Consider the following 13,345-nt stretch of genomic DNA (forward strand, 5'->3'; position numbering starts at 1 on the left):
CGTTCCTTATTTGGCTTCAGATGCAGCTTTAGCTTCAGGCTTGGCCTCGGATGCAGCCTGGCCGTCTGAAACTGCCGGGGTTGCCGCTGCGGCGTTTGCAGGCGGCGTCCATTCTTTCGGCGTTACCTTTTTAGCACCTGACATAGCGGCAATGCTGGTACCTTCGACAACCACTTTGTCGCCGTCTTTCAGGCCGTCTGTAATCACCCAATTAGTACCTTGCTGTTGGGCTACGGTCACGACACGCGCTTCCATTTCGCTCTTGTCATTCACCACCATCACAGTATCTTTTGTACCGCGGGTAACTGCTTGTTGCGGCACTACAAATGCATTATCAACAGCCACTTGCTCCATCAATACGCGTACATACAAGCCCGGCATCAAGATATTTCTGTCATTAGGAATGGCAGCGCGCAAGGTAATTTGACCGGTCGTTTCGTTAACAGTCGGATCTGCAAACAGCAGACGGCCTTTTTCAGGGTAAACCGTACCGTCGTCAAATTTGATGTCCACTGCAATCGCGCCGTTTGCCGCCAACAATTTGCCTTCAGCAACCTGTTGACGCAGTTTCATAACCTCACTGGCAGATTGGGTAACGTTGACATACATCGGATTGGTTTGTTGGATGGTGGCCAAAACGGTGGTATCGCCGGCATTCAACAGCGTACCTTCAGAAACTTTAGATTGACCGATAAAGCCGGAAATCGGCGCAGTAATGCGGGAGCGGTTCAGGCTGATACCGGCAGATTTGATAGCTGCTTGTGCAGATTTGACGCCTGCCTCGGCTGAGCGCTTGGCGGTTACGGCTGCATCATATTCCTGTTGGCTGATGGCATCGGCGGCAACCAGCGGTTTGTAGCGGGCCAAGTCGGCATTCGCTTTGGCCAAAGTCGCTTGCGCACTCGCCAACTGGGCGCGTGCGCTTTCTAAGTTTGCTTCATAAGTCGAGCTGTCGATTTGGTATAAAGGCTGACCGGCTTGCACATAGCTGCCCTCTTGGAATAGGCGTTTTTGCAAAATACCGCCGACTTGGGCGCGAACTTCAGCAGTACGCAATGATTCCAGACGGCCCGGCAACTCGGTTGTCAATGCAACGGTTTCCGGATGCACGGTAACCACGCGGACTTCAGGGGCAGGTTGATTTTGCTGTTGCTGACTGCCTTGCGCCTGTTGGCCGGCTGCCTTCTCATCGCCTTTGCCGCAAGCAGAAAGCGCCAATGCAGTAGCCGCCGCAATCGATACGACACGCATCATTTTAGAAGCATAAAGAGCCATAATTTTCCTATCTCTATGATAAATAAGGGTTTGACTAATTAAAAATTGATTACTTTAATCTCATATTTCGCAAACAGAAATTGCCTGCTTTTATGAAAAACAGGCTGATTATATAGTGTTGAGAAACACTATCAAGTATTGAATTAAATTATACATACATTCTTGCATTTTCAGAAGTAATTTTTTATAATCCGAACCATAAATTTACATTCCCCACAAAACAACTATGAGAAGAACCAAAACCGAAGCCTTAAAAACCAAAGAATATCTCATGCTTGCCGCATTGGATACGTTTTATCAGAAAGGCATTGCCCGCACCTCACTTAACGAAATCGCCCAAGCTGCAGGCGTAACGCGCGGCGCGCTGTATTGGCATTTCAAAAACAAAGAAGATTTGTTTGACGCCTTGTTCCAACGGATTTGCGACGACATCGAAAGCTGCATAAAAGAAGACTCGAACAACAATAACGAACAGGCTTGGTCAAGCTTCCGACTGACTCTGACCCGTTTTTTCGAGCGCCTGCAACACAACGAGCTTCACTATACATTCCACAGCATTTTGTTTTTAAAATGCGAACACACCGAGCAAAACGAGGCGGTCATTGCCATCGCTAAAAAACACCAATCATTATGGCGTGAAAAAATCATTGCCGTCCTGACTGATGCGGTACAACAAAAAGCGTTGGTGGATAATTTAGATATCGATATGGCGGTCATCTTCATCAAGTCTTCATTAGACGGCTTGATTTGGCGCTGGCTTTCTTCAGGTCAAGGCTTCGATTTAGCGCAAACCGCCCCACGCATGATTGAAATCATCATTGATACATTGGAAAACCATCCGCAATTAAGAAAACAATCTTAAACATTAAAAATAAAAGGCCGTCTGAAACATTAAAAGTTTCAGACGGCCTTTTGGTTCAAACCTGCTTAACGTGTTACCGGTTTGTAACGGATACGTTTCGGTTTCGCACCCTCTTCGCCCAAACGGCGTTTCTTGTCGGCTTCGTATTCCTGATAGTTGCCGTCAAAGAACACCCATTTAGAGTCGCCTTCACAAGCCAAAATATGCGTAGCGATACGGTCGAGGAACCAACGGTCATGCGAAATCACCATCACGCTGCCGGCAAATTCCAGCAATGCGTCTTCCAGCGCGCGCAGGGTTTCTACGTCTAGATCGTTGGACGGTTCGTCCAACAGCAACACATTGCCGCCGCTCAACAAAGTTTTTGCCAAGTGCAGACGGCCGCGTTCACCACCAGACAATTGACCGGCGATTTTGCTTTGATCGCTGCCTTTGAAGTTGAAGCGTCCCAAATATTGGCGGGCAGGAATTTCAAACTGACCAACCTGCAAAATGTCGCGGCCTTCGGCGATGTTGTCGAACACGGTTTTGTCGTTTTGCAAACCTTCGCGGCTTTGGTCGATCAAGCTCATTTTCACGGTTTGGCCGATTTTCACTTCGCCGGAATCAGGCTGCTCTTTGCCTGAAATCATTTTGAACAGCGTCGATTTACCCGCACCGTTCGGACCAATGATGCCGACAATCGCGCCCGCAGGCACTTTGAAGCTCAAATCGTCAATCAGCACTTTATCGCCGAACGATTTGGAAACGTTCACAAATTCAATCACTTCATTACCCAAACGCTCGGCAACAGGGATAAAGATTTCCTGCGTTTCATTGCGTTTTTGGTATTCGTAGTTGCTCATTTCTTCAAAACGCGCCAAACGCGCTTTAGACTTGGCTTGGCGGCCTTTGGCATTTTGGCGCACCCATTCCAACTCCTGCTTCATCGCTTTCACGCGCGCAGCTTCGGATTTCGCCTCGTTTTCCAAGCGTTTTTCTTTCTGCTCCAGCCAAGACGAGTAATTGCCTTTCCACGGAATGCCGTGTCCGCGGTCAAGTTCCAAAATCCATTCGGCGGCGTTGTCCAAGAAGTAGCGGTCGTGTGTTACGGCAACGACTGTACCGGGGAAGCGGACCAAGAATTGCTCCAGCCATTCGACAGATTCCGCGTCCAAGTGGTTGGTCGGCTCGTCAAGCAAAAGCATATCGGGCTTGCTCAACAAGAGTTTGCACAAAGCCACACGGCGTTTTTCACCGCCGGACAAATTGCCGATTTTTGCATCCCAATCAGGCAGGCGCAGCGCGTCGGCAGCGATTTCCAATTCATGCTCTGCACCGCCGCCGGTAGACGAACCCGCCGCAATAATCGCTTCCAAGCGGCCCTGCTCTTCTGCCAGCGCGTCAAAATCCGCATCGGGATTCGCGTACTCGGCATACACTTCTTCCAAACGTTTTTGTGCGGCAGCCACTTCGCCCAAACCGCTTTCCACTTCCTCGCGCACGGTTTTTTCAGGATCAAGCTCAGGCTCTTGCGGCAGGTAGCCGATTTTAATGCCGCCCATCGGCACGGCTTCGCCCTCAAATTCCTTATCCACACCAGCCATAATCCGCAGTACAGTAGATTTACCCGCACCGTTCAAACCGAGCAAACCGATTTTTGCACCAGGGAAAAATGAAAGGGAAATGTCTTTAATAATGGTTTTTTGCGGCGGCACAACCTTGCTCACGCGCAGCATAGAATAGACGTATTGTTGGGACATAGTTTTCTCGTTTCCGTCAAACAAATTTCAGACGGCCCATTTTAACCTATTGCCCAAATACTTGCTTGTTCAAATGCCGTCTGAAAATAGAAATAAGCATCAAAATATACACCGAGCCGAACCGATACCCTCATTGCCCTACGGTATCAATGTCAAACCACAGAAAATTTGATTTAAGCCAGTTTATCCTTGAACTGGCATTGCCAATATCCGGCGCACTTCATAAAATGCACCCATATCCTTGAAAGTACGCACACAAACAATAACGACAGAGAACACCACACCAAGGAACATTTCAGATTTCTCAATAAAAATACTTTTTAAAAAAAGGATTTACCTCATGTCGGAACATACGCAAAAAACAGCAAAACAAGGTTTGCCGTCACTGGCAAAAAGTACGATTTGGATGCTGAGCTTCGGCTATCTCGGCGTTCAGACGGCCTTTACCCTACAAAGCTCACAAATGAGCCGAATTTTTCAAACTTTAGGCGCTGACCCGCACAATTTGGGCTGGTTTTTCATTCTGCCCCCATTGGCCGGTATGTTGGTTCAGCCGATTGTGGGCTACTACTCAGACCGCACCTGGATGCCGCGCTTGGGTGGCCGCCGTCTGCCCTATCTGCTTTACGGTACGCTGATTGCGGTTATCGTCATGATTCTTATGCCGAACTCGGGCAGCTTTGGTTTTGGCTACGCTTCTTTGGCGGCTTTGTCATTTGGCGCGTTGATGATTGCACTGTTGGACGTGTCCTCCAATATGGCAATGCAGCCGTTTAAGATGATGGTCGGCGATATGGTCAACGAGGAGCAGAAAAGCTACGCCTACGGGATTCAGAGCTTCTTGGCGAATACGGGTGCGGTTGTGGCGGCGATTCTGCCGTTTGTGTTTGCGTATATCGGTTTGGCGAATACTGCCGAGAAAGGCGTCGTACCGCAGACCGTGGTCGTGGCATTTTATGTGGGCGCGGCGTTGTTGGTGATTACCAGCGCGTTCACGATTTTCAAAGTGAAGGAATACGATCCGGAAACCTACGCCCGCTACCACGGCATCGACGTAGCCGCGAATCAGGAAAAAGCCAACTGGTTTGAACTCTTAAAAACTGCACCTAAAGCGTTTTGGACAGTCACTTTGGTGCAATTCTTCTGCTGGTTCGCCTTCCAATATATGTGGACTTACTCGGCAGGCGCGATTGCAGAAAACGTTTGGCAGACAACCGATGCCTCTTCCGTAGGCTATCAGGAAGCGGGCAACTGGTACGGCGTTTTGGCGGCGGTACAATCCATTGCTGCCGTTATCTGCTCGTTTATTCTGGCAAAAGTACCGAATCAATACCATAAAGTCGGTTATTTCGGTTGCTTAGCTTTAGGCGCGCTCGGTTTCTTCTCTATTTTCTTCATCCACAATCAATACGCATTAATCCTGTCTTATACCTTAATCGGTATTGCGTGGGCAGGTATCATTACCTATCCTTTGACGATTGTAACCAATGCCCTCTCCGGCAAACACATGGGTACTTATTTGGGTCTGTTTAACGGCTCTATCTGTATGCCCCAAATCGTCGCCTCCCTGCTGAGCTTTATCCTCTTCCCTATGCTGGGCAGCCATCAGGCAACCATGTTCTTGGTTGCAGGCGCGGTCTTGCTGCTGGGAGCCTTCTCAGTATGTCTGATTAAAGAGACCCACGGCGAATAATCCATCCATACCATCGGCAAAGGCCGTCTGAAACCTTTGCCGAACTTACGATTTTAATAACAGGAGCTTCATAAATGTATACAAGAATCATGGAAATCAGCCCTTGGACGCTGCGTTCGGCAAAACTGGAAAAAGAACACAAACGGCTGCAAGAGAGCCTGACCAGTTTGGGCAACGGCTATATGGGCATGCGCGGCAACTTTGAAGAAACCTACTCCGCCGACAGCCACTTGGGCACCTACATCGCGGGCGTGTGGTTCCCCGACAAAACCCGCGTCGGCTGGTGGAAAAACGGCTACCCTAAATATTTCGGCAAAGCCATCAACGCGCTCAATTTCAGCAAAGTCAAAATCTTTGTCGACGGACAGGAAGTAGACTTGGCGAAAAACGACGTTGCCGACTTCTCCGTCGAACTCGATATGCAGCACGGCGTGTTGCGCCGCTCGTTCACCGTATTCGGCGTGCGTTTCGATGTGTGCAAATTCCTGTCCGTCGCGCAAAAAGAGCTGGCTCTCATCCGCTGGGAAACCGTATCCATCGACGGCAAAACCCACCAAGTCCGCATCGATTCCATCATCGACGCCGACGTGAAAAACGAAGACTCCAACTACGAAGAAAAATTCTGGCAGGTATTGGACAAGGGCGTTTCAGACGACCGCTCCTACATTGCCACCCAAACCATCGCCAATCCCTTCGGCGTGGAACAATTCATCGTCAACGCCGAGCAAACCTTCGCCGGCAGTTTCAAAGCCCTCGGCGGCAGCCAAACCGACTGGCAGGTCTCCAATTCTTTCGAAGCCGAAGTCGGCGGCACGCCCGAAACCTTTGAAAAACGCGTGATTGTTACCACCAGTCGCGATTATCAAGGCTTGGAAGCGGTAAAAGCCGCAGGCCGTGCCTTGTCGGAAAAAATCGCAGGCGTTGCGTTTGAAACCTTACTGGACGCACACAAAGCAGGCTGGCTGCACCGTTGGGAAATCGCCGACGTGGTCATCGAAGGCAGCGATGAAGCGCAGCAAGGCATCCGCTTCAACCTATTCCAACTGTTCTCCACCTACTACGGCGAAGACGCGCGCCTGAACATCGGCCCCAAAGGCTTTACCGGCGAAAAATACGGCGGCGCGACCTATTGGGACACCGAAGCCTACGCCGTGCCGCTCTACCTCGCACTGGCGGAACCCGAAGTGACCCGCAACTTGTTGCAATACCGCCGCAACCAACTGCCGCAGGCGCAGCACAACGCGCGCGAACAGGGCTTGGCGGGCGCACTCTATCCGATGGTGACGTTTACGGGCATCGAGTGCCACAACGAATGGGAAATCACCTTCGAGGAAATCCACCGCAACGGCGCGATTCCTTACGCTATCTACAACTACACCAACTACACCGGCGACGAAAGTTATCTTGCCAAAGAAGGCTTGGAAGTCTTGGTCGAAGTGTCCCGCTTCTGGGCAGACCGCGTCCACTTCTCCAAACGCAACGGCAAATACATGATTCACGGCGTAACCGGCCCGAACGAATACGAAAACAACATCAACAACAACTGGTACACCAACACCCTCGCCGCATGGGTATTGGACTACACCCGTGAAGCCCTAGCGAAATACCCGCGTCCGGATTTGAACGTAAGTGCCGCCGAGTTGGAAAAATGGGCGGACATCAGCGCGAATATGTACCGTCCGCATGACGAAGAACTCGGCGTATTCGTGCAGCACGACGGCTTCCTCGACAAAGACATCCGCCCCGTGTCCGCGCTTTCGCCCGACGATTTGCCACTCAACCAAAAATGGTCGTGGGACAAAATCCTGCGTTCACCCTTCATCAAACAGGCAGACGTCTTGCAAGGCATCTACTTCTTCGGCGACCGTTTCAACATGGACGAAAAACGCCGCAACTTCGACTTCTACGAACCGATGACCGTGCATGAAAGCTCGCTGTCGCCGTGTATCCACTCTATTCTCGCCGCCGAACTGGGCAAAGAAGAAAAAGCCGTGGAAATGTACCAGCGCACCGCCCGCCTGGACTTGGACAACTACAACAACGACACCGAAGACGGCCTGCACATCACCTCCATGACCGGCTCGTGGCTTGCCATCGTCCAAGGTTTCGCCCAAATGAAAACCTGGGGTGGCAAACTCAGCTTCGCACCGTTCCTGCCGAGCGCATGGACAGGCTATGCTTTCCACATCAACTACCGCGGCCGTCTGATTAAAGTCGCCGTCGGCAAAGAAAACGTCGTCTTCACCCTGCTCAAAGGCGAGCCGCTCGATTTGCAGGTGTACGGCAAAGACATCACGCTCAACGGCAGCCACACCGTCGCGTTGGAAAAATAAGGAGGGCGCAAAATGACTTTTACCGCAGTCCTCTTTGACCTCGACGGCGTCATCACCGACACCGCCGAATACCACTACCGCGCATGGAAAAAGCTCGCCGAAGGGCTGGGCATCAGCATAGACCGTAAGTTTAACGAGCAGCTCAAAGGCGTGTCGCGCGACGATTCGCTCAAACGCATCCTCGCGCACGGCGGCAAAACCGTCAGCGAAGCCGAGTTCGCCGAACTGACCCGCCGCAAAAACGACAACTACGTCGAAATGATTCAGGCAGTCAAACCCGAAGACGTGTACCCTGGTATTTTGCCGCTACTGGAAGCATTGAAAGCAAACGGCAAAAAAATCGCCCTCGCGTCCGCCAGTAAAAACGGTCCGTTCTTACTGGAACGCATGGGGCTGACCCACTTCTTCGACGCCGTCGCCGACCCTGCCGCCGTCGCGCATTCCAAACCCGCCCCCGACATCTTCCTCGCCGCCGCCGAGGGCGTGGGCGCGGACATCCGCCGCTGCATCGGCATTGAAGACGCCGCCGCCGGCGTAGCTGCCATCAAAGCCGCCGGCGCCTTGCCCATCGGCGTGGGCAAAGCCGAAGACTTGGGCAGCGACATCGCGCTGGTGTCCGACACCGCCGAGCTGACCTACGCCTACCTGCAAAACGTGTGGGCACAGTCGGGCAGGTAAAATATTAGGGAAGTAAAAAGGCCGTCTGAAAACCTGATTCAGGTTTTCAGACGGCCTTCATATATTACAGCTACCTTCACTCATTCCAATACTAAGACCCAAATCCTAATAGTTTAATTATAATTGCACCAATTATTGCAACTAATAATGGTGCAATATATAAATCATGAATTTTACTAGACAAAGAAATAGAGACATTATTTTCTACCTGCTTTCTATTTATATTACTTCCTTTAATAGATTCTTTAATAATTTGATCTTCAATTTGTTTATCGATAATTTTCAATCTATTTCTTAAATTAAAAGCAGATCTAATGACTGACCATGCAATAAAAAATAAAATATATATAATAAAAAACTGAATAGACTGTTTTTCTAAAAAATCAAATGGATTGACTATAGGAGAGTGTTTCCAAAAAAATTCTAAAAATGTAGTATGCTCATAGGCAAATATTGTTATTCTCTTGAAAATTTCTGAAAGGGCAGATCCAAACCTAGTTCCATCATCTAACTTAAAATAAAACATTTTTAAAATAGATATAATGGTAGAAATAGCAGACAAAAGAGAAACTAAAGCACCACACATAAATTTTATAATTACCTTACGTTTAGCATCATTATAATTCATTAAAACCTCCAAAATCCCTTACATTTAGCCTCTAAAAAACAGAGTTCCCTGAATCCTCCACAATACTACCACCTCTTAAAACTTCAAAAACCTTAACAACCTACTTTTTTAGTTGAACTAGTTCTTTCAACATATAATACTTCGTTACGGATTTAGTTAACGTTATCCTTCTTATTTTTTTACCTTTCAGACGGCCTTTAATATTTCCAATCAACCCAACGTTACCATCTCAATCTGCTCCATACTTCTACCCAAGAAGCGTTCGCCGATGGTGCGGAAACGCAGTGGGATGTCGCTGACGTAGAAGCGGTAATCCGGATTGTCGTTTTCTGTATTCAGCAAACCTGCTTGCGCTAAGGCTTTGGCGGTGGCTTCGGCGGTGGTAATGGCGGAATCGACCAAGGTAACGTTTTGTGCTTCGCGGCCGATAAGCGGTTTGAGCAGTGGGAAGTGGGTACAACCCAACACCAGCGTATCAATGTCGTCTGCCAAAAGCGGCTTCAAGTATTCGCGCACGGTCAGGCGGGTGACTTCGTGATCGAGCCATCCTTCTTCCACCAATGGCACAAGCAGGGGCGCGGCTTGTGTGCGCACCAGCGTGTCGTTGTTTTTTGAATGGATGGCGCGCGCGTAGGCATTACTGTTGACGGTGGTATTGGTCGCGATAATGCCGATTCGGTTGTTTTTGGTGGTTTGCAAAGCGGCTTCCGCACCAGCGGAGATGACGTCCAATACGGGCATATTGCCTGCTTTTTGGCGGATTTTTTGTCCGGCAACAGCGGCGATGGTGTTACACGCGATAACCAGTGCTTTGACATCGTTTTCCAGCAGGAAATCGACAATCTGCATGGCGAAGGTTTCGATGGTGGCGCGGGATTTGGTGCCGTAGGGAACGCGTGCGGTATCGCCGAAATAGATGATATTTTCCATCGGCAGGCGTTCCATCAGGGCGCGGACGTTGGTCAAGCCGCCGACGCCGGAATCGAATACGCCGATGGGGCGTTGTTTGCTGGTACTCATGGTTAATTTCTTCAATATAGTGTTGAGGCCGTCTGAAACCGTTTTTCAGACGGCCTGAAGGTTAAACATATTCTTTTTTATCGTTTTCCACCCAAGCCTGATGCGAGCAAATCCACAACAGAACGATACCGCATACGGTCGAGCTCAACATCATACCGGCCATCACCAAGGCGGAACCATTATGCAGCCAAGTCGTTGCCATGCCGACCGATGCGCCGATAAGGGATTGGAACACGCCTAAAACGGCATTTGCGCTGCCGCCCTCTGCGCTGAAATAGCTCATAAAGCAGGCCTGAGTGTTCGCTCCGACCAAGCCTTGCGTACCGACTGAAAACATCACGCATGGTACCAAAGCCCACAAAGGCGGCAGAGACAGCGACAATACCAAAACTGTCATCAGCAGATTGGCGGCAAATTGGACGATAATGCCCCATTTGAGGATGTTTTGCGGATGCGTACCGGTTTTCAAACGCCATGCAGTAACGCGGTTAAACGACATCATGGTAATGATATTGAGCGCAAATATCCAAGCATATTGGTTTGGTGAAACATGATACAGATGTTGGTACACGAACGATGATTCGGTCAAAAAGGCAAACATCGAACCAAAACTGAAAGCTTGGAAAAACAGATAGCCCATTGCGGCGCGCGTTCTCAAAACGCGTTTAAACCTGCCGGCCACCACGCCGAACACGTCCATGCTGATTTTGCCTTTTTGGTGCGGCTTGGGCAGGAAATACCACATCAAACCCCAAAGCAGCAGCGAATAGCAGGCCAGAAAACCGAAAATCATGCGCCAGCCGCCCAAATTCTGCAAGCCTGCACCAATCATCGGCGCCATCAGCGGCACAATCATCAGAATAATGCCGATTAAGGCAAACATCTGCGCGGCTTTGCGTCCGGAATAATAATCGCGCACCATCGCGCCGGAAATCACCACGGTCATTCCTGCGCCAAACGCCTGCACGGCACGCAAGTTCAATAGCTGCTCGACATTATTCACCATCGTCAAACCGACAACGGCGGCAAAGTAAATGCTCAAGCCCACCAAGGCGACAGGTTTGCGGCCTTTAATATCCGAAATCGAACCGCCGACCACCTGACCAAACGCCACGCCAAACATAAAAAAGCTCAGGCTTTGCTCGATGCGGTGGATGTCCGAACCCAGCGACTTTGCCATTTCGGGAATTGCAGGCAGATAAGCATCGACAGAAAACGGCATCAGCGCGACCAACATCGCCATCAGCACGGCCATGGTTTTTTCGCCCAAAGGGGCTTGTTGTACAGTCATTCCGATTTTCGCTTTCGTAACAAACTATTCAAAAAACAAAGAAAACAACCGCCTTGTCAGACGGTTGCGTGTTGGATGGAATTATAGCAGATTTCAACCCTATCCAATCACTGCAAAAAAACCTTTGCAAAACTTAAGGCCGTCTGAAACTTTGCTTGGTTGAATCCCCCCGCTGCAAACGTTAAAATGCTTGTTTTTTAAGACAACACATTGTTTCACATCACGGATTCTAAGGAATAATCATGACTACATTTCAAATTGCGCGTGCCGACGGGAAAACGCTCGAAATCCAAGGCAAAATGGCCAACCGCCACGGCTTGATCGCCGGTGCGACCGGTACGGGTAAAACCGTTACCCTGCGCCGTATGGCGGAAGCCTTCAGCAGCGAAGGCGTCCCAGTATTCTTAGTCGATGTCAAAGGCGATTTGTCGGGCATCGCGCAAGCCGGTGCCAACAGCGGCAAAGTGGGCGAACGCATCGCCGAGTTTGATTTGGGCGAACAATGGCTGCAAAGTTTCCCCGTGCGCTTTTGGGATGTTTACGGCGAAACCGGTATTCCCGTACGCGTAACCGTTTCGGAAATGGGTCCTATGCTTTTGGCCCGTCTGATGAATCTGAACGACACGCAAGAAGGCCTGCTCAACCTTGTGTTCAAAGTTGCCGACGACAGAGGCTGGCACATTCTGGACTTGAAAGACCTGCGCAGCATGTTGAAACACGTTTCCGACCATGCTTCGGAATACCGCACGCAATACGGCAACGTTTCCGCCGCCAGTATCGGCGCGATTCAGCGTCAGCTTTTGACGCTGGAGAACGAAGGCGCAGAAAAATTCTTCGGCGAACCTTCCCTCAACCTGCAAGACTGGATGCAAACCGACAACGGCAAAGGCATCATCAACATCCTCAATTCCGAAAAACTGATGCGTTCGCCGCGTATGTACAGCGCATTTTTGCTGTGGATGCTGGCAGAATTGTTTGAAACCCTGCCCGAAGTCGGCGATTTGGACAAACCAAAATTCGTGATGTTCTTCGACGAAGCGCATTTGATGTTCGACAATGCCGCCAATGCGCTGGTCGAACAAATCGAACAAGTTGTGCGCCTGATCCGTTCCAAAGGCGTGGGCGTATATTTCGTTACCCAAAACCCGCTTGACTTACCCGATACCATTCTCGGCCAACTGGGTAACCGCGTACAACACGCCCTACGTGCCTTTACACCGCGCGACCAAAAAGCAGTCAAAGCCGCTGCCGAAACCTTCCGTAGCAACCCAAACATCAAAGTTGCCGAAGCGATTGCCGAACTCGGCGTCGGCGAAGCCCTTGTTTCCTTCCTTGATGAAAAAGGTATGCCCGAGCCGGTAGAACGCGCCCTCATCCTGCCGCCGCAATCTTCCTTAACCCCGCTTGCCGCAGAAGAGCGCAACCGCTTGTTCCAAAACGATGATTTGTATCCAACCTATAAAGACATGTTGGACAACTACTCCGCTTTTGAAGCATTGGCCGAAGCAGACAGCCAGGCTGCCGCTGAAAAAGAAGCCGCAAATGCCGCCAAAGAGCAGGAAAAAGCACAAAAAGCTGCAGAAAAAGAGGCTGCCAATGCCGATCCCGGCATCCTTGGCGGACTGATCGGCGGTTTGAGCGGCGGACGCAAAAAATCCGGCCAAGGTTTGGGCTACAACGTTGCCGACGCCATCGGCAGCCAAATCAACCGCCAAGTAACCAACGCCATTTCACGCAGCGTAATGGGCATTATTAAAAATATGTTCAAATAATCAGCCTGCAAACATAAAAGGCCGTCTGAAAATCAATTTCAGACGGCCTTT

General features: G+C 50.1%; 10 protein-coding genes. 5 read left to right on the top strand and 5 right to left on the bottom strand.

What is annotated here, in order from left to right; translation table 11 throughout:
- Window positions 1–6: 6 nt before the first annotated feature.
- Window positions 7–1,275, bottom strand: a complete 1,269-nt coding sequence (locus LPB400_RS09090) for an efflux RND transporter periplasmic adaptor subunit (protein ID WP_070629650.1) — start codon at window positions 1,273–1,275, stop codon at window positions 7–9.
- Between the two features lie 226 nt (window positions 1,276–1,501).
- Between LPB400_RS09090 and LPB400_RS09095 the strand changes: the two genes are divergently transcribed.
- Window positions 1,502–2,137, top strand: a complete 636-nt coding sequence (locus LPB400_RS09095) for a TetR family transcriptional regulator (protein ID WP_219088795.1) — start codon at window positions 1,502–1,504, stop codon at window positions 2,135–2,137.
- A 65-nt stretch (window positions 2,138–2,202) separates the two neighbouring features.
- Here LPB400_RS09095 and ettA read toward each other — a convergent pair whose 3' ends face one another.
- On the bottom strand, window positions 2,203–3,879 hold the full coding sequence (ettA, locus tag LPB400_RS09100; RefSeq protein ID WP_003747462.1) for an energy-dependent translational throttle protein EttA: 1,677 nt from the start codon (window positions 3,877–3,879) through the stop codon (window positions 2,203–2,205).
- Between the two features lie 340 nt (window positions 3,880–4,219).
- Here ettA and LPB400_RS09105 point away from each other — a divergent pair, with 340 nt between their 5' ends.
- The 3 genes from LPB400_RS09105 (at window position 4,220) to pgmB (ending at window position 8,583) form a co-directional block, all read left to right on the top strand.
- Complete coding sequence (locus LPB400_RS09105) at window positions 4,220–5,572, top strand: SLC45 family MFS transporter (RefSeq protein WP_219088797.1); 1,353 nt, start codon at window positions 4,220–4,222, stop codon at window positions 5,570–5,572.
- A gap of 74 nt (window positions 5,573–5,646) precedes the next feature.
- A complete protein-coding gene (locus tag LPB400_RS09110) occupies window positions 5,647–7,905 on the top strand; it encodes a glycoside hydrolase family 65 protein (RefSeq protein ID WP_219088799.1) in 2,259 nt (752 codons plus the stop codon).
- A 12-nt stretch (window positions 7,906–7,917) separates the two neighbouring features.
- Window positions 7,918–8,583 carry a beta-phosphoglucomutase gene (pgmB, locus tag LPB400_RS09115; RefSeq protein WP_219088801.1) on the top strand — a complete coding sequence of 222 codons (666 nt, stop codon included), beginning with the start codon at window positions 7,918–7,920 and terminating at the stop codon, window positions 8,581–8,583.
- A gap of 91 nt (window positions 8,584–8,674) precedes the next feature.
- Here pgmB and LPB400_RS09120 read toward each other — a convergent pair whose 3' ends face one another.
- The 3 genes from LPB400_RS09120 to LPB400_RS09130 form a co-directional block, all read right to left on the bottom strand.
- Window positions 8,675–9,211, bottom strand: a complete 537-nt coding sequence (locus tag LPB400_RS09120; RefSeq protein WP_070711980.1) for a YniB family protein — start codon at window positions 9,209–9,211, stop codon at window positions 8,675–8,677.
- Between the two features lie 210 nt (window positions 9,212–9,421).
- Window positions 9,422–10,231, bottom strand: a complete 810-nt coding sequence (gene murI, locus LPB400_RS09125; RefSeq protein WP_049331752.1) for a glutamate racemase — start codon at window positions 10,229–10,231, stop codon at window positions 9,422–9,424.
- A gap of 61 nt (window positions 10,232–10,292) precedes the next feature.
- The gene (locus tag LPB400_RS09130; protein WP_219088803.1) at window positions 10,293–11,522 is read right to left on the bottom strand and encodes a multidrug effflux MFS transporter; all 1,230 of its coding nucleotides are present in this window, start codon (window positions 11,520–11,522) and stop codon (window positions 10,293–10,295) included.
- A 242-nt stretch (window positions 11,523–11,764) separates the two neighbouring features.
- On the opposite strand from LPB400_RS09130, the gene LPB400_RS09135 reads away from it, so the two are divergent.
- A complete protein-coding gene (locus tag LPB400_RS09135; RefSeq protein ID WP_219088805.1) occupies window positions 11,765–13,294 on the top strand; it encodes a helicase HerA-like domain-containing protein in 1,530 nt (509 codons plus the stop codon).
- Window positions 13,295–13,345 lie beyond the last annotated feature (51 nt).

Source organism: Neisseria perflava, from assembly GCF_019334725.1.
Lineage (GTDB): Bacteria > Pseudomonadota > Gammaproteobacteria > Burkholderiales > Neisseriaceae > Neisseria > Neisseria subflava_A.